General features: G+C 66.3%; 13 protein-coding genes. 1 reads left to right on the forward strand and 12 read right to left on the reverse strand.

The features are described 5' to 3' along the window. Positions 1-157: 157 nt before the first annotated feature. The 12 genes from I6F09_RS34360 to I6F09_RS34415 form a co-directional block, all read right to left on the reverse strand. Positions 158-1,096, reverse strand: coding sequence for a dihydrodipicolinate synthase family protein (locus I6F09_RS34360; protein ID WP_036026912.1), 939 nt, complete (start codon positions 1,094-1,096; stop codon positions 158-160). 127 nt (positions 1,097-1,223) lie between these two features. Next, positions 1,224-3,305 (reverse strand): methyl-accepting chemotaxis protein, encoded by a 2,082-nt coding sequence (locus I6F09_RS34365; RefSeq protein ID WP_225189997.1) that lies wholly within the window; start codon positions 3,303-3,305, stop codon positions 1,224-1,226. Positions 3,306-3,415: 110 nt separating this feature from the next. Then, a complete protein-coding gene (locus I6F09_RS34370; protein WP_225189998.1) occupies positions 3,416-4,186 on the reverse strand; it encodes an enoyl-CoA hydratase in 771 nt (256 codons plus the stop codon). Positions 4,187-4,200: 14 nt separating this feature from the next. Then, the gene (locus tag I6F09_RS34375) at positions 4,201-4,650 is read right to left on the reverse strand and encodes a MarR family winged helix-turn-helix transcriptional regulator (RefSeq protein ID WP_225189999.1); all 450 of its coding nucleotides are present in this window, start codon (positions 4,648-4,650) and stop codon (positions 4,201-4,203) included. A 49-nt stretch (positions 4,651-4,699) separates the two neighbouring features. Next, the gene (locus I6F09_RS34380) at positions 4,700-6,361 is read right to left on the reverse strand and encodes a tannase/feruloyl esterase family alpha/beta hydrolase (protein ID WP_225190000.1); all 1,662 of its coding nucleotides are present in this window, start codon (positions 6,359-6,361) and stop codon (positions 4,700-4,702) included. Between the two features lie 92 nt (positions 6,362-6,453). After that, positions 6,454-7,908, reverse strand: a complete 1,455-nt coding sequence (locus I6F09_RS34385) for a GntP family permease (RefSeq protein WP_225190001.1) — start codon at positions 7,906-7,908, stop codon at positions 6,454-6,456. Between the two features lie 3 nt (positions 7,909-7,911). Further along, positions 7,912-8,931 carry a patatin-like phospholipase family protein gene (locus I6F09_RS34390; protein WP_225140558.1) on the reverse strand — a complete coding sequence of 340 codons (1,020 nt, stop codon included), beginning with the start codon at positions 8,929-8,931 and terminating at the stop codon, positions 7,912-7,914. A gap of 108 nt (positions 8,932-9,039) precedes the next feature. Further along, positions 9,040-10,284: a phosphoglycerate dehydrogenase gene (gene serA, locus I6F09_RS34395; protein WP_036014487.1), complete on the reverse strand. Its 1,245-nt coding sequence runs from the start codon at positions 10,282-10,284 to the stop codon at positions 9,040-9,042. A 125-nt stretch (positions 10,285-10,409) separates the two neighbouring features. Further along, entirely contained in the window at positions 10,410-11,642 is a 1,233-nt protein-coding gene (locus I6F09_RS34400) for a rhodanese-like domain-containing protein (RefSeq protein ID WP_225190002.1), read from the reverse strand. A 76-nt stretch (positions 11,643-11,718) separates the two neighbouring features. Beyond that, complete coding sequence (locus I6F09_RS34405; RefSeq protein WP_225190003.1) at positions 11,719-12,915, reverse strand: PepSY-associated TM helix domain-containing protein; 1,197 nt, start codon at positions 12,913-12,915, stop codon at positions 11,719-11,721. Positions 12,916-12,917: 2 nt separating this feature from the next. Then, positions 12,918-15,251 (reverse strand): TonB-dependent siderophore receptor, encoded by a 2,334-nt coding sequence (locus I6F09_RS34410; protein ID WP_225190004.1) that lies wholly within the window; start codon positions 15,249-15,251, stop codon positions 12,918-12,920. A 192-nt stretch (positions 15,252-15,443) separates the two neighbouring features. Beyond that, positions 15,444-16,328, reverse strand: a complete 885-nt coding sequence (locus I6F09_RS34415; protein WP_225190005.1) for a dihydrodipicolinate synthase family protein — start codon at positions 16,326-16,328, stop codon at positions 15,444-15,446. A 165-nt stretch (positions 16,329-16,493) separates the two neighbouring features. On the opposite strand from I6F09_RS34415, the gene I6F09_RS34420 reads away from it, so the two are divergent. Then, entirely contained in the window at positions 16,494-17,906 is a 1,413-nt protein-coding gene (locus tag I6F09_RS34420) for an FAD-binding oxidoreductase (RefSeq protein WP_225190006.1), read from the forward strand. Positions 17,907-17,910 lie beyond the last annotated feature (4 nt).

Consider the following 17,910-nt stretch of genomic DNA (forward strand, 5'->3'; position numbering starts at 1 on the left):
CAGCCGCTGTCCAGGATGCCATCGGCACCGGCGTAGCCGGCGCGAAGCGTCCTGGACAGCGGTGAGCACTGCGCTACTCTGTTGCATTAAGGCATGAAACCTCTTGACCAAGGCTAGGAGGTCCTACGACAGCTTCACGCAATGACGGGGGAGAGAATTACTTCCCCCACCTGAGCGCCAACGCGTCGCGCTCCTTGGCGAGCTCCAATAGCCCGGCGCGCGTCGCCGGATGCAGCGGCTGCAGCGGATGGCGCACCGCCTCCGACTTGATCACGCCGCCGGCCTGCATCATCACCTTGCAGGCGATCAGGCCGCATTGGCGGTTCTCGTAATTGATCAGCGGCAGCCAGCGCTCATAGGCGGCCTTCGCCTTTTCGCGATCGCCCGCGAAATAGGGATCGATGATCTGGCGGATGCCGTCGGGATAGCCGCCGCCGGTCATGGCGCCGGTGGCGCCGGCGTCGAGATCGGCGAGCAGCGTGATCGCCTCCTCGCCGTCCCAGGGGCCCTCGATGTCCTTGCCGCCCGCCTCGATCAGGCTGCGGAGCTTCGAGGCCGCGCCCGGCACCTCGATCTTGAAATAGCGGATGTTGGAAAACTCGCGCGACAGCCGCGCGAGCAACTCGACCGACAGCGGCGTGCCGGCAACCGGCGCGTCCTGGATCATGATCGGGATGTTGATCGCGCCGGAGAGCACCTTGAAGAATTCGACGATGCCTTTCTCGGGGACGCGGAAGGTCGCGCCGTGATAGGGCGGCATCACCATCACCATGGCGGCGCCGGCCGCCTCCGCCTGCTTGCTGCGCGCGGCGCATACGGCCGAGCTGAAATGGGTGGTGGTGACGATCACGGGAACCCGGCCGGCCACATGGTCCAGCACCGCATGCATCACCGTGTCGCGCTCGGCATCGGTGAGCACGAACTGCTCGGAGAAATTGGCGAGGATGCAAATGCCGTGCGAGCCGGCATCGATCATGAAATCGATGCAGCGGCGCTGACCCTCGAGGTCGAGCTCGCCGCGCTCGTCGAAGATGGTGGGCGCGACCGGGAACACGCCGCGATAGGGGCGTTGGGCCTTGTGTGGGGTGACCGGCATCGAACTCTCCATCCCTGATGTGTCTTGCGTCTGCCGCCGCGCCCGTGGGAGCGAGGCGGCACAGATGTACCCGCAGTGCCGAGCTGCGGCAATGCCCGCGCGACGTCCGATGGAAAGAGTACGAAAATCAGGCGCTCTTCACGGCGCCCAGGAAACTCTCGACCGCGACGCGGAGACGATCGGCGTCCGCCGACATCTTCTTGACGGACTCCGACAGCACCGTCCCGGCATTGCCGGTCTCCTGGTTGAGCCTGGCGACGCTGCCGATGGTATCGGTGACCTCGCGGGTGCCCTGGGCCGCCTGCTGGAAGTTGCGCGAGATCTCCGTCGTGGCCGCGCGCTGCTGTTCGACCGCGGCGGCAATCGCCGTCATCTTCTCGTCGATGCCGCCGATGGCGCCGCCGATCAACCGGATCGCGGCGACCGCCTGGCCGGTCGCGCCTTGGATCTCCTCGACCTGGCGCGAGATCTCTTCCGTCGCCGTCGCGGTCTGCGCCGCAAGGCTCTTGACCTCGCCTGCAACCACCGCGAAGCCGCGGCCGGCCTCGCCGGCGCGCGCGGCTTCGATGGTGGCGTTCAATGCCAGCAGATTGGTCTGGGCCGCGATCGCGTTGATCATCTTCACGACCTCGCCGATGCGACTGGCCGTCTGATCGAGAATCTCGACCGTCGCGTTGGTCTGCTCGGCCTGCGCCACGGCCTCGCGGGCCTCGCGCGCGCTCGACTGCACCTGCGCGGAGATCTCGCCCACGGATGCGGAGAGCTCCTCGGTCGCGGCGGCGATGGTCTCGAGATTGTTGGTGGCCTGCTCGGCTGCCGAGGAGACCGCCGCGGTCTGGCTGCTCGATTCCGAGACCAGCGAGCGCACGCCGCTAGCGGTGCCGTCGAGCTCCCGCGTCGAGGCCGCAACGCTCTGGATCACCGCCTGCACCGTGTCGTCGAAGCTGCGGCAGGCGGCATCGACGGTGCCGGAGCGGGCGAGCTGAAGCGCCTGCTGCGATTCGCGTTCCTTACCCAGCCGCTCCGCGGTCGCCGCGCTCTCGCGCAGGCTTTCGAGCGCAGCCGCCATGGTGCCGAACTCGTCGGGATGCCGCGATTGCGGCACCGGCGTCGCATAGTCGCGGGCGCTGATGCGGGCGATGGCGTCGAGGATGGCGCGCACCGGGCGCATCAGCCGGTTGCGCACCACAAACACGCCCGCGACAGTCACGGCCAGTGCAAGCAGGAAGCCGAAGGATTGCACGATGAGATTGGTGAGGGCCTTGGCCTGAACCGCCTCCGCGTGCGCGATCGACAGGTCCAGCGCCTTGCTCGCGACCGCGACGATGGAGGCGAACGGAGCCTGGCACAACGCGTTCCATTCCGAAGCGGGCATCGCGGGACGGCCGCTGCCATCCAAGCCCTTGGTGAGCTCGCCGATCTGCTTGAGAGCGCCGTCGGTCTTGGCCTTCGCCTCCTTGGCCGTGTTGACGAGGTCGGCCGGCACGTCAGGCGCAGCCAGCAGCTCCTCCATGCCGGTCCAGCCGGCGGTGACGACGCCGTTCCATCCGGCCACGGTCTGCTTCTGGGCATCGTCGAGCGGCTTGCTGGCGTTGACGTTCGGCCGCAGGGTCGAGCACTGGATGCCGTAGCGGTCGCGCACCTGCCAGGCGAGGCGGCGGGCCTGGATCATGCGGGCGATGTAAGGATCGTTCATCCAGGCGCGGTTCGACACCGCGGTGGACGCGAGATTGGCGGTCTCGATCACCTTGGTGACCGCATCGTACCAGGGCGCGGTCCGCTCCAGCTTGCGCTCGGCGCGCGGCAGCTTGGCCTCGTCGTAGAACAACTGGAATTTTGGCGCGGCCTCGCTCCAGCGCTGCTTCAGCGTGCTGGCGAGCTCGTCGCGGCGGGCGAATTCGACGGTAGAGAGCGCCGCGCTGATGGCATCGTAGCCGGCCTGTTCCGCCTTCTCGGCAACGCCGAGCTTGGCGCGCGGATCGTCCTCACCGAGCAGGGCGCTCTGGGCATCGCCACGATTGCTGCGCAGGGCAACCACGCCATGGAAGATCGACTTGTCGGCATTCGCGAGCCGCTCGGTCTCCAGACTGTCGCTGTAGCGGCCGAAAGCCCCGACCATCTGGATGGCCGTGCTGGTCAGCGCGCCGGCCGCCAGCAGCGTCATCAGGACCAGGAGAAGCGTGCTTACCGATTTCTTAAAAATGGACATGGGTCAAGGGGCCTAACTCTCCGGAGAGGCCACCTTGCACCGCCACGTGCCAATGTTTCGTTAAGGTTTGAGTTGAATCGAAACGGTCCAACCTGCACGCATTCGGAATACTATCCTATTCTGGTGAAATCCGGCGGGCGGCGCTCCGCAAACGCCGTAAACGCCTCACGCGCCTCAGTGGTGCGCAGGCGCTGCGCAAACTGCTCGCCTTCGGCCTGCATCTGCGCGACCAGCGCCTCGCCGTTGCGCATCAGCCGCTTGGTCGCGATGAGGGCCCCGGCGGGCTGGCGGGCGAGACGCTGCGCCAGCGCAAGCGCTTCGGCGTCGAGCCTATCGAGCGGCACCACGCGGTTGGCGAGTCCCCATTCCAGCGCCGACCTGGCCGGCACGGTTTCGCCAAGCGCGAACATCTCGTAGGCGCGGGCGTAGCCGATGCGCGCCGGCATCAACAGGCTGGAAGCGGCTTCAGGCACCAGCGCGAGGCTGACGAACGGCGTCGACAATTGCGCGTTGTCGGCGAGCACGACGAGGTCGCAATGCAGCAGCATCGTGGTGCCGACGCCGACGGCACGGCCCTGCACGGCCGCGACCAGCGGCCGGGTGCAGCGCGCCAGCGACTGGATAAAGCGCACCACGTTGCGGCTGCCTTCGGACTTGCCGGCCGCGACCGCCGCAAACTCGCCGACGTCGTTGCCGGCGGTGAACATGTCGCCCTCGCCGCGGATCAGAATCACGCGGGCGGACGGGTCGAACTCGGCGGATTCGATCGCATCGGCGAGCTTGCCGTACATCGCATCCGTCAGCGCGTTCTTCTTGTCGGGACGTGCCAGCGTGAGGGTGAGGATTCCGCCGCTGTTCTCGATCCGGACCTGCTCGGTCATTAGTCTGCTCCGTGTTATTCGTCTGAACGTCTTGGAAACTTGTCCTGAATGCTCGTCAGCCAGCGTGCGACGATGTCGATTTCCGCGGCCGTGAAACCTTCCGTCAGCGCCGCATTGACCTCCGCCGCGCTGGTCTTGGCCTGCGCCAGCGCGGTGCGCCCCTTCGGCGTCAACCAGATGCGAAAGGCGCGGCCGTCCTCGCGGTCGGCCCGCCGCTCGACCAGCTTCGCAGCCACCGTCCGGTCGACGAGACCAGAAATGCCAGCCGGCCCCATGTCGAGTGCCGCCCCCGCCTCGCCCATCAGCACGCCATCCTGCTTGCCGAGGATGAACAGTAGCCCCGCCTGCGCCGGCGTCACCTCGCTCTCGGGCCGCGCCGCCATCCAGCGCTGCAGCCGGCGCTGGGCGACACTCAGCAAGTAGATCAGCCGGGGATGCCGAGCGTCGGCGTCGTTATTTCGCATGCGAAATAGATAGTGAAACGCAGGCGCGTTGTCAAACGGGCCCTCTTGGTTACGGCGCGCAGGTGAAGCTCGCCGCTTCCGTCACCGGGCCGCTCTTGTAGTGCGGCCAGGCCGGCCAGCGGCACAGCGGCAGCGCGCGCGTCGCGGCAAACGACGGCGCCTCGACCTTCTGCTCCCTGACCTCTAAGTCGCCGGGCGCTTTGCCATTCTCGACCCAGTCGACCAGCACGCTCAGCATGTCGACATTGGCGGGCGCGCCGGAGCCGACATGGTCGACGCCGGGCGCGGTGTAGAGGCGCGCGAACTCCGCGGTCTCGGCCTTGCCCATCTTGCGCTCGACGCTCTCGAAGTAGCGGATGCCGGCATAGGGGCTCTGGGCGTAGTCGGCCATGTGCTCGAGCACGATCAGCCGGCCGCCCCGCGCCCGGAACCGACTGAGATCGGGATCGGTGGAATCCATCAGGCTGGACACTTCGAGCAGCCGCGCCTTGTGCTCTTCCACCTTGTAGGTGGTGACGTCGAGCTTCGGATCGCGCGCGAAGACATATTGGATGCCGCCGGCGCCGTAGATCCAGGCGATGCCGTTGTTCGGCGCGGGCGGCTGCGCCGGCGCCGCGGTGCCGAGCCACCAGGAGACCCAGCCGCCGGTCGGCCCGACCGCGGGGATGTCCTCGCCGGAGACGCCCCAGCCCGGATAATCGTCGAGGCCATTGGCGAGCGCGAAGGGGAATTTATAGGTGGAGTGCAGCGTGTTCACCGCCTTGATCTGTGCATCGGTGAGACACTGGTCACCGCTCTTGCCGGCCGCGCAGCGCAGCGTCTCGACCTTGAAGGCGGCCTTGCAGCCGACGGGATCCTGCACCAGCGCATCGTCGGAGCCGTCGGGCTTGTCGCAAGCCGCGCGCACGGCCTCGCCTACGAGCTTGACCTGCGCCGGGTTGATCCAGCCCTCGCCCATGGTGACGAGACCCGAGCGCGTACCGGCATGCTGCAGTCCGACCCAGTTGATCACGGGCACGCGGGCGAAGATTCCGTCGAAATCATCGGGATAGCGCTGCGCCATGGCGAGGCCTTCGCGGCCGCCCTCTGACGAGCCCATGAAGTACAGCTTCTCCGGCTTCCTGCCGTAGGCACGCTGCATCAGCCCGACCGCAGCGTCGCGCACCTTCTTGTAGGCGCGATGGGCGAAATTCTCGAACGCTTCGTCGTTCAGCGCAAAGACCTGCGGCGGCTCGCCCTGCTTGGTCTCGTGGCCGGAGTCGGTGCCGTAGGTGACGAAGCCGCGCGCCAGCGGCGAGGGCTTGTCGAAGGGGTAGGCCGGCGGCAGCGCAAGGCCCGTGATCAGCACACCATTGAAGCCGCCACCGCCATATTGCAGCGAGCGACCGTTCCATTCGACGGGAAGGTTGATCTGGAATTTGATCGGGGGCGCCGTGGGATCGGTGGGATCGATATGGCCGAGCACCTTGCAGAAGCGCGGATTGGCCGGCGTGATGCGTGCCGATGGCGTCGGCCCACGCTCGGCGACGGCCAATTGGGAAGGCGCCTGCAAGGTCGCGGAATCGATCTTCACGGCGTCAGCGCCGCCGACGAGGCCTTTGCAGACGGTCTCGGCGTCTTCGGCCAGCGTTGCCGCTAAGGCACCACTCGCGCTCATTGCGGCCGCAGTGCCCACCAGCCATGCACACAGCTTCGCTCTGTTGCGCTTCATCGTTTCCACCCGGCTTGTCCTGTTGCGTTCGGCACTTGGCCGCATTCAATGCAACCTTCGCCCGTCCGTCAATCGCTGACGCCGGCTTTCCGTCAGAACGAGCCCAGCGCAGTGCCCAGGGCGATCACCGCCAGCAGCGCCAGGAGCGAGGTCACGATACCGACCATGACGATATCGAAATAGCTGTCGCGATGGGTCAGGCCGCAGATCGCGAGCAGGCTGACCACCGCACCGTTATGCGGCAGGATGTCCAGCGTTCCCGCGCCGATCACCGCCACGCGATGCATCAGCGCAAGGTCGATGCCGTGCCGCGCGGCAAGTTCGACATAGGTCGGGCCGAGAGCATCGAGGGCGATGGTCAGGCCGCCCGACGCCGACCCGGTCAGCGCGGCCAGGATGTTGGTCGCGACGGCGAGCGAGACCAGCGGTCCCCCTTCGATCGCCAGCACCCAGTCGCGCACGATCGTGAACGCCGGCAGCGAGGCCACGACGGCGCCGAAGCCGACGAGGCTGGCGACGCTGAACGCAGGCAGGACCGACGCATTGGCCCCGGCGTCCATGGTCCGGCGCAGCACCGGCAGGCGCGCCCAGTTCAGCGCGATGGTCGTGACGATGGCGGCAGCCAGCGCCACCGCGACCGACCACACGCCTGCGACCGCCGCAAGCGTCGTGTCGCCAAAGCGCGGCTCGGCGAGATAGCTGACATCGAGCCGCGGCAGCACCACCAGCGACATCACCAAGTTGACGGTCACGACAACGACGAGCGGCGCCATGGCGTTCAGCACGGGCGACGGCCGCTCGCTGCGATGACCGTGCTGTAGCTCCGCCGGATCGAACTCGCGGGCAGTCGTCGCGCGCTCGCGCACGAGCTCGTCAGCAGCGGCCTGCTCGATCGCGCCCTCGGCGTCGTCGCCATAGCCTTCCCCGGCGCGGCGCGCCGCAGCTTCGGCGCGATGCAGCCACCACAATCCCGCGCCGAGCATGATGAGCGAGCCGACGATGCCGAGGCCCGGCGCGGCAAACGGCGTCGTGCCGAAGAACGGCATCGGAATCGCATTCTGGATCGACGGCGTGCCAGGTAGGGCCGACATGGTGAAGGTCGACGTTCCCAGCAGGATCGCGGCCGGGATCAGACGACGCGGAATCGAAGCGGCACGAAACAGCGAGCGGGCCATTGGAACGATGACGAAGAACGCAACGAACAGGCTGACACCACCATAGGTGACCAGCGCGCCGGCGAGCACGACCGCCAGGATCACGCGGCGTTCGCCGAGGCGCTCCGCCATGAAGCCGGCGACCGACGTCACCGCGCCACTGTCGTCCATCAACTTGGCGAAGACGGCACCAAGCAGAAAGATCGGAAAGAACTGCGCCAGAAATCCCGCCGCGTTCACCATGAACACCTGGGTCAGGTTCGCGAGCAGCGGCTCACCGCCGAACAACGCAGCAATGAGTGCGGCGAACGGCGCGAGCAGCAGGACGCTCCAACCGCGGAAGGCGAATAGGACGAGCAGACCGAGTCCGACGAGGAGGCCGAGGAGACCCATGCCTCAGCACTCCGACAGCAGGACATCGAGATCGGCGGTCGAGCGGCGGCCGATCTCCGCGCCGTGCTCGGCGAGGAAGTTGTCCGCGGCCATGCGTCCCTCGGCGCGCAGCATCGAGACGAACTCCCACTCCGCGTTGAGCTTCGAGGAGGCCCCGAACTTCGCCAGCATGTCGCTCTTGATCCGGTGCGTGCGCATCTTCGCCCAGCGCGCGCCCTCGCCGCTGCCCGGATCGGCCGCCTGGCGCAGCAGCGCGATCATGCGCAGCTCCTTCATCAGCGGCGAGTTGAAGGAGATTTCGTTGAGACGGTTGAGGATCTCCGCAGCCGTCCGCGGTTGCTCCGGCCGCTCGGTCGGATTGATCTGGACGAGAATGGTGTCATGCGCGTCGCTTTCGCGGACCAGCGGCGTGATGGTCGGGTTGCCGGCATAGCCGCCGTCCCAATAGGGCTCGCCGTCGATCTCGATCGCGCGGAACATGGTTGGAAGACAGGCCGATGCCAGCAGCACGTCGGCCGTGATCTCCGCGTTGCGGAAGATACGTCCGCGCCCGGTGCGTACCCGGGTCGCGGTGATGAATAGCTGGATCGGCGAGCGCACGAGCCGTTCGAAATCGATGCTCTCGGCCAGCACCGCGCGCAGCGGATTGTAACCGGTAGGATTGAGGTCGTAGGGCGAGAGCACACGCGACATCAAATCGGTGAGGATGTAGAACGGCGACGTATCGAGGGTCCAGCGCCCCATCAAGCGGTCGAGCGGAGAGCGCTGTAGCGGGCTGAAGGCCGCGGCCTTCGAGATACGACGCCAGTATCGGTCGAGCGCCTCACGCGCCCCCTCGGCGCCGCCGGCCGTCCACCCGTCCGCCAGGACCGCCGCATTCATCGCGCCTGCGGAGGTTCCGGAGATCGCGGTGATCTCCAGCCATTTCTCTTCCAGAAGACGGTCGAGCACACCCCAGGAGAAGGCGCCATGCGAACCGCCGCCCTGCAGCGCGAGATCAATCAGTACGGCGTCCCGTTCCATGGCGGACACTCACGCAACTGAAGCTCAAATTCGACGCGATTGGAACACGTCGAATTCGACCGCAGTGTGGGAGCACCGGCCGCAAGATGCAACCGGAACGTGGGCGGTTTAGTGCTCGAATACCAGCCGCGCCCCGACCGTTCCCTCGAGGCCGCGGATCTGCCGCAGCAGCTCGCCGGAATCCTGACCGCCGAGATCGGCGTCGAGCACGACGTAGCCGAGGTCGCCGGCGGTCTCCAGATATTGCGCGGCGATGTTGATGTCGCGCTGAAGGAAGACCTCGTTCAGCCGCCGCAACATGCCGGGCACGTTGCGATGGACATGGCTGAAGCGTGCACCGGAGGGACGAAGATGCAGCTGCACCTCCGGGAAGTTGACCGCGCCCATCGTCGAGCCGGTAATGAAATAGTCGACCAGTTTTCGCGCGACCTCGCCGCCGATGCGCTCCTGCGCCTCCTCAGTCGACCCACCGATATGGGGGGTGAGGATGACGTTCTCGATGCCCTGAATGGGACTATTGAAACGATCGGCATTCGACGAAGGCTCGACGGGAAAGACGTCGACGGCCGCACCGGCGAGATGACCGTCGCGCAAGGCACGCGCCAGCGCATCGAGATCGACCACGGTGCCGCGGCTGTTGTTGATCAGAAACGAGCCCGGCTTCATCGCCCGCAGCTCCCTCTCGCCGATCATGCCCGCAGTCTCCGGCGTCTCCGGCACGTGCAGGCTGACGACGTCGCTCTGCGCCAGCAGATCTTCCAGCTTCTCGACCGGCTCGGTGTTGCCGTGGCGAAGCTTGTCGGTGCGGTCGAAATAGATCACGCGCATGCCCATGGCTTCGGCCAACGTCGAAAGCTGCGAGCCGATATTGCCGTAGCCGACGATGCCGAGCGTGCGGCCGCGCACCTCGCGGCTGCCCGCCGCCGATTTGTCCCAGCCCCCGGCATGGGCCGACACCGAGCGCGGAAAGATCCGCCGCAGCAGCATCACGATCTCGCCGATGACGAGCTCGGCGACGCTGCGCGTGTTGGAGAACGGGGCGTTGAAGACGGGAATACCGCGCTTGCGCGCCGCCGAAAGATCGACCTGGTTGGTGCCGACGCTGAAGCAGCCGACCGCGAGAAGCTGGCCGGCCGCCGCCAGAACCTCATCCGTGATCTGCGTGCGCGAACGGATGCCGAGCAGCGACACGCCCTCGAGCGCGTGCCGCAGATCCGCGCCGTCCAGCGCCTTGGTCAGCCGTTCGACATTGGTGAAGCCGGCGCTCGCGAACAGGTCGACAGCGCTATCATTGACGCCTTCGAGCAGCAGCGCCTTGGCGCTTCGCTCAGGGCTTTGGCCTGGGGCGGACATGGCATCTCCGTAGATGGCAGCTTTGCCTTCGCACATAGACCGCGGGCGGTGCGCAGCACAATAGGGAACGGATACGGGGAGAAGACGGCCGGAGCCGAGGATGCGCTTGGCATCCCAGAGCTCGGTCAAATCACATAGAACCCGTGCGTGCCGTCGCGGCGGAGCTGCTCGACGAGGCCGTATTCCCAATCGAGATAGGCCTGCATCGCAGCTTCGGCCACATCGGTGCCTTCATAGGGACGGCGGTAGCGGTGGGCCGGGTCGGGCCTCGGCAAGACTTGCGGTGGACCGATTTCCAGCGCGCAATCATAGCCGCCCTCGAGCACATAGACTTCCCAACCCATCTGCGCCAGCCAGGACGCCGTCATGTCGGCGCGGACGCATCTGTCATCGGTCAGGACGATGCGCGCGCCGCGCACGGGCGCGGCCATGTCGGTTTCCTGCACGAGCTGGCCGCCGGGATAATGGCGGAAGCCGGGAAGATGCCCGGCCGCATAGTCCTCGGCACCGCGCACGTCGAAGCGATACAGCGTGCGATGGGTTTCTGCGACCAGCGCCGCCATCTCGTTCGCTCCGATATGGCGGACACCGGCGCGATAGGCGACGTCGCGGGCATTGGCCGGGCCGCCCTCGAACGGGCCGATCGCGCCGCGCCTGTCGGCGCCGTGATCGAGCCCGTGGCGCGCCAGGGTCCAGCCGATGGTGCCGTTGCGCAGCGCCCGCACCTTGTTGGGCACGCCGGCATTGATCAGCGACTGGGTGCCGATGATGGAGCGGGTGCGGCCGGCGCAATTGACGATGATGGTGGTTTCAGGGTCGGGCGCGGCCTGGCCTGCCCGCAGCACCAGCTCCGCGCCGGGCACGCTGACCGAGCCCGGGATGTTCATGGTCGCATATTCGTCGAAGCGGCGGACGTCGAGGATGGCGATGTTGGCCTTGTCGGCGATCAGCTTTGCCACCTCATCGGCACTCAGCGAGGGCGTGTGGCGACGCGACTCGACCAGCTCGCCGAAAGCCTTGGAATAGGAATTGACGTCCTCGAAAATCTCGAAGCCCGCATCGCGCCACGCCTTCAGCCCGCCCTCGAGTGCGCTGACATTGCTGTAGCCGAGTGCAGCCAGACGCTCGGCGCAGGTCGCAACCAGCCCCTCGCCGTCATCATAAAGCACGATCGCAACGTCCTTGCGCGGCAGCCGCACCTCGGCCTCGATCGCGATCCGGTCGGCGGCCATGTTGGCGGCGAACAGCGGATGGCCGGTGGCAAAGGCAGCCTCGTATCTGAGATCGAGCAGCGCGATCTCTTCGCGCAGGAGCAGGGCGCGGCGGATATCGGCGGGGGTGACGGTCGGAAGCTTCATGGCGAAAACCTGACAAGGACGTGCCACGGGCTTTTGAACGATTGTCGAGGTGTTGGCTAGCCTCTTCGGCTGCAACTCACTCGCCCGGAACGAGCCGCCCAAGCGGCGGCTGCGCCGGGCGCCGCAGCTTGCGGCGCGACAGATAGAGCAAAATGCCGGTGACCGAGAACAGCGGCATCAGTGCCGCAGCAATCATGAAGGCGAGCTTGCCGGGCCAGCCCAGGACCGCGCCGCGATGGATATCGAGCACGTTGGCGATGATCTTCTCGCCGAACGTCTTGTCGGCGTAACGTTCCGTGGAGGCGACCTGACCGGTGACGGCATCGATGCGGAATTCATCGCGCGTAGTATCGAGCGCCGAGTCCTTTCCCCAAGACCGGATCCGTATCGCCGTGCCAGGCCCCGGCGGCAGCGTCAGCCAAGCCCTGGCGAAGCGGTCGCCCTCCTCACGCCGGAACGTCGTCCACGCCAGGTCGAACCCGATCGGCTGGGCCGGCTCGGAACGGGCCGCCGCACGCGGCGCCTTCGCGGACATTCTTGGCTGCATCTTCGCGGCAGAGACTTCTGGACGCGACAGCAGCCAGACGACGCCGTCCTTGTACCAGTCGAACGAATACCACAGGCCCGTGAGCGTCATCACCAGATAGACCGGAAGAACCCAGGTGCCGATCACCGCATGCAGCGAGCGATGCAGCCCGCGTCCGCCGAGACCGAGATTGGGCTTGAGCCACATCTTCACGCTGCGCACGCGGCGGGGCCAGCGCAGCACGAGGCCCGAGACCAGCATGACGATCAGGCCGAGCGCGGCCACACCGGTGATCTGGCGGCCCCAGCCCTTGGCATCGCCAGGGATCAGCAGCCAGCGATGCAGCTTCCGAACCGTCGCGAAGAACGCCTCGCCGCGCGGCGCACCCAGCACGCGCGCATCATAGGGGTCGACATAGAGCGAATTCGGCCGCTCGCCCTGCTCGTCGCGCGCGAAGCGGACCCGCACGGCCGCAGTCGGATCGCTCGACAACATGACGGCCGAGACCTGGCTGAAACCCTGCTCCGCTTTCAGCCGCGCGACCAGCTCGTCCGGCATCAGCGCCGGCATCTCGCGTGGCACGACATGCATGATGCCGGCGTTGAGATGATCGACGATCTCGTCCTCGAAACTCATGATCGCGCCGGTCAGCGCGATCAAGGCTAGCAGCAGCGCGAGCACCAGGCCTGCGATGGAATGGACCTGGAGCAGGACAGTTTTGATCATGTGCCCGGGCCGCGCGGCCATGGCTAGAACTTCACCGTCGCCGAGAGAGACACCCGGCGCGCGTCGCCGATAGCGACGTTTAAATTATTCACGGCTGAGGGATAGTAGACCGTGTCGAACAGGTTCTTGACGTTCACCTGGTACACCACCGGAAACTGCTCGTGTTTCGTCTCGTAAGTCGCAAAGAGGTCTGCGACGACATAGGACGGCAGGAAGAAGCTGTTGATCGAATCGCCGGGGCGGTCGCCAACATAGCGCGCCCCGCCGCCGAGACGGAGCTGGCCGGGCAATGCGGTGCCGAAGTCGTAGACCAGATAGAGCGAAGCGGTGTTCAAGGCGACGTTTTGCAGCTTCTTGCCGAGCAACGTCAGATCCTCGGAGGCCGTCACGCGGGCGTCGGTATAGCCATAGCTCCCAATCAATGCCCAACTCTCGGTGAGCCTGCCGGTGACGTCGATTTCGAGGCCGCGCGAATGAGCGCGGCCGACGGTGTGAAGCTCCACCACGCCCGCGCTGTTCGTCTTCGTCGTTTGCACATTCTTCTTGTCGAGGTCGTAGAATGCGACGGTCCCGGAGATGCGCTGGTTGATGTCGAACTTCACGCCGGTCTCGTACGACACACCCTCCTCGGGCGCGACCCTGGAGTCGATCACCACGCCGATCGGCGCAATCGTCGAGTTCGGCTTCAGCGATTCGGTGTAGCTCGCATAAAGCGAGATCTGGTCGGTCAGCTTGAAAATCGCGCCGCCAAGCGGGAGCACCTTGTCTTGCGACACGTTTGTGTTGGTGTTGAACGGCTTTCCGCGTCCGGCGATCTGATCGTAGTCCATATAGCGCACACCACCGACCAGTGCGAACCGCTCGGTCAGATGCAGCGTGTCCTGCAAGAACAGCGACCACTGGCCAAGCTTGTCGGTCTGGGCGCTGTCGGGGTTCGACACCCTGGTTCCAGGCCCGATCAGCCCATAGACAGGATCGTAGACGTTGAAGGCGGGAGTTGTCTGCCGGATCAAGACGTCGCGATAGATCGTGCGATACTGACCGTCGCCGCCGAATAGCACCTCGTTGCGCATGTCGCCGAGCCAGAAGCCGCCCGAGACATAGGATGTCCCATAGCTGACATTGCTCAGCGAGCTTCCCGTGCCGTCGTTGCTGCGCGTCTCGACGCCGGTCGTGAAATTGATGCCGGTGATGCGGAGCTGGTTGGCGCTGAAGGTTTCGGTGTTGTAGCTGTAGCCTGCGTAGAGCTTCCAATCCTGGTTGAAGCGGTGCTCGACCGAAGCCTGGATCAGATCGGACGTGCCCCAGGTGTTGTTGAAAGGCTCATCCAGTCGGCGCGTAGCGGGCACGGCCAGCGGCGCCTTCGTCACCGGATTGAACGCGGTGCCGCGGTCGAACGGATAGATGAACTCGCGGTGCTCGTAGTTCAGCTGCACCGTGGTGTCCTGGCCGTACCACGCGAGCGAGGGCGCAACCAGCATCTCACGGTGGCGACCGAAATTCCGCCAATAATCCTCGCTGACGCCGTAGCCGATGAAACGATAGGCGAGCCCCTGGTCGCCGATCGGACCGGTGACGTCGAGCAGGCCGTCGGCACCGGTCTTGGAGGCACTGAAGGCCGAGCCGAGCAGCGTGACCGAGCCGTGCTGATAGAGCTCGGGCCGCTTGCTGATGGTGTTGACGATGCCGCCGGGATCCATGATGCCGTAGAGCAGCGAGGCCGGGCCTTTCAGCACCTCGACGCTTTCGACCGCAGGATTGAGACTGCGGCCCTGCACCAGCGGCATGCCGTTGCGCATGATCGAGCCGTCGCGGTTGTCGCCGAAGCCACGGCGGATCACCGCGTCCTGGGTGCCGGCGAGCGTGTTGGTCTGGGTGACGCCGGAGACGTTGATCAGCGCGTCGTCGATGTTGCGCGGGAGCTGGTCCTTCAGCACCTGCGCGGGCACGACGTTGACGGCCTGCGAGGTGTCGAGCGGCGAGGCGCCGCTGCGCAGCGTGGTCGCGCTCGGCATCGCGCGGTAGCCGAGCTTTGCGGCTTCCTGTGCGGCGGCTACGGCAGCGGCGCGCTCCGACAGCGTCGGCGCCGCGGGTGCGGGATTGCGGCTGGGCTGGCGGCGCGCCGCCGTTTGCGCGCGGCGTGACGACTGCTCCGATGCACGTGCCGGCTTCGGTCGTGGCGCCGGCGCCTCCACCGTCACCGGCGGCAGAGCCGATTGCGCCTGTGCGCTCGTCGTGATGGAGGGATATTCGATGAGCAGCACCGCTGCTCCCATGAGAAGACCTGCACGGCTCTTGCCGGCACGAGTTCGATGGCCGTTGTCACGTTGGCCATCCACGAAGGCACGCACTTTCATTCCACTTCAAGTCAGGAGCATTGAAGTGTGCGCCTGTAACAGCCGCCGCGATCAAGGAGAACCGTAGCCGGGCTTGAATCGCTCTAGTGTTGAATTGTTCTAAGAGGAGGCGGATGCTGAACAGCAATCATGAATTGCCGGTGCACCGCGCATGACACGCTGCACGCGAAATCGTGGCCCGATATTTCACGATCACGCGATGGCGGGAGCGATCAACTCGTCGAGCTTCCGCTTGAACGCACTGCCGTCCGACAAAGCGCGGAGCGGCGGACGCACGCGCAACCAACCTGCATCGCCGGTCTGCGCCGCAAGGATCGCCTTCAGCGTTGCGACAAGGGAGGGCGTCTTCAGCACGACGTCGACCGCCGCCTGCATGCGCGCTTCGACGTTCTTGCCGTCAACCATCGCCTTGACCAGCTCCGGCGCAATGTTGGCCATGCCGCAGATGGTGCCGGCGCCGCCCGCAGCGATCGCGCGGGCGATGTCGGGTTCGCTGCCGACGGTGATGGCGAGCTCGGGCGCGGCGGCACGGAATGCTTGGAACTGCTTGAAGTCGCCGCTGGAGTCCTTCAGACCGGCAACCACTTGGCCGTAGCGCTTGCGCAGGCTTGCGGCGACTGTCGTCGGGATCGCAACGCCCGAGACTTGCGGAATGTGGTAGAGCGAGGCGCGCAGGCGATCGTCGGCAACACCGTCGATGATGGCGGCAAAGGCGTCCTCGATGCCTTCATGCGTGACACTCCGATCGAAATAGGGCGGCAGCAGCAACACGTGGCGCAGGCCGAGGCCGAGCACGGCGCGCGTCAGCGCAATGCTGTCGGTGATGGCCGGAAAGCCGCCGCCGATTCCGATGCGCTCCGCCGCGACCCCGGCCTTGAGCATCGCTTCGATCGTCGCAATCCGTTCGGCGGCGTTGAATGAGGTCCCCTCGCCGGTGGTGCCGAACAGCACGACGCCGTCGACGCCCTTGCCGAAGAGGTGCTTGGCGTGAGACGCGAGCTTGGCGGCGTCCACACTGCCGTCCGTCGCCAGCGGCGTCGCCGACGCCACCCAGAACCCGCAAATTGCCTCGGCCATCACACCACCCTTTGCTGCCGCACCCGGCCAAGCCGCTGATCTTCAACGATCTTTCGCGCTTGCCGAGACCTTGTTTTCACTTTACTTTTGGTCTTGTACCTTACATACAACGTTCATGCAAATCCTCCGCGCCATGTGCGCGGCCCGATCTTGAGGAGGTCTCGCATGAACATGGTGACCCCCACCGGACGCCCCGACCAATTGCTCGGCGCGTTGCGCGACAGGCTCGGCGCGCTGGCAGTGCTTGTTGGCACAGATGTGCCGGCGCGCAATTGCAACGACTGGAGCGCGAGCCTGCCGCAGACGCCGCGCGCGGTGATCCGCCCCGTCGATGCGCAGGGCGTTGCCGACGCGATTACGACTTGCCGGCAGGCGCATCTGCCGTTCGTGCCGCAGGGCGGACTGACCGGACTGTGCCGCGGCGCTTCGCCCGAAGCAGGCTGGGTCGCGATCTCGCTGGAGCGCATGACCGGCATCGAGGAGATCGATCGCGCCTCGATGACGATGACGGTGAAAGCCGGCACGCCGCTGGAGACGATCCAGAAGGCGGCCGACGAAGCCGGCTTCTTCTTTCCGCTCGATCTCGGCTCGCGCGGCTCCTGCGCGATCGGCGGCAATCTCTCGACCAACGCCGGCGGCAACCGCGTGATCCGTTACGGCATGACGCGCGAGCTGGTGCTTGGTCTCGAAGTGGTGCTGCCGGACGGCACCATCATCACCAGCCTCAACAAGCTGATGAAGAACAATGCAGGCTATGACCTGAAGCATCTGTTCATCGGCTCGGAAGGCACCCTCGGCATCATCACCCGCGTGGTGCTAAAGCTGTTCCCGAAGCCGCGCTCGACCATGGCCGCGCTGTGCGCGCTGAAGGATTATGCCGCGGTGATCGCGCTGCTCGACGCCGCGCGCTCAGGGCTCGGCCCGCTGCTGTCCGCCTTCGAGGTGATGTGGCCGGATTATTGGGACGTGATCACGAATCGCGCCGGCGTGGAGCCGCCGGTCGCCCCAGGCCACGGTCTCTACGTGCTGGTGGAAGCGCAGGGCACCGACGAGAGCATCGATGCGCCGCGCTTTGAGAGCTGGCTCGAGGAGCTGATGGAGCGCGGGCTGCTGGCGGATGCCGCGGTGGCGCAATCGCTGGCGCAGACGCAGGCCTTCTGGCGCGTGCGCGACATCTGCGCCGAGTTCGGCCAGGTGCTGGGGCCGCACATCTCCTACGACATCGGCCTTGCCGTGGCACGCATGGACGAGTTCGTCACGCGCTGCAAGGCCGCGCTCGCTTCGGGCATCAAGGGTTGCGAGAGTGTCTACTACGGCCATATCGGCGACGGCAATCTGCATCTCGTCGCCTGGGTCACCGGCCTTTCCGTCGCGCAGCAGCCGAAGGAGGAGATGGACGCGATCATCTACGGTCTGGTCCGCGAGCTCGGCGGCAGCGTCTCCGCCGAGCACGGCATCGGCACCTTGAAGAAGCAATGGCTGGGCCATGCGAGGGGCGAGGCCGAGATCGCGCTGATGCGCACGCTCAAGGCGGCGCTCGACCCCGATCACCTGCTCAATCCCGGCAAGGTGATCTGAACGC

The sequence above is a fragment of the Bradyrhizobium sp. IC3195 genome (assembly GCF_020193585.1).
Classification (GTDB): Bacteria; Pseudomonadota; Alphaproteobacteria; order Rhizobiales; family Xanthobacteraceae; genus Bradyrhizobium; species Bradyrhizobium yuanmingense.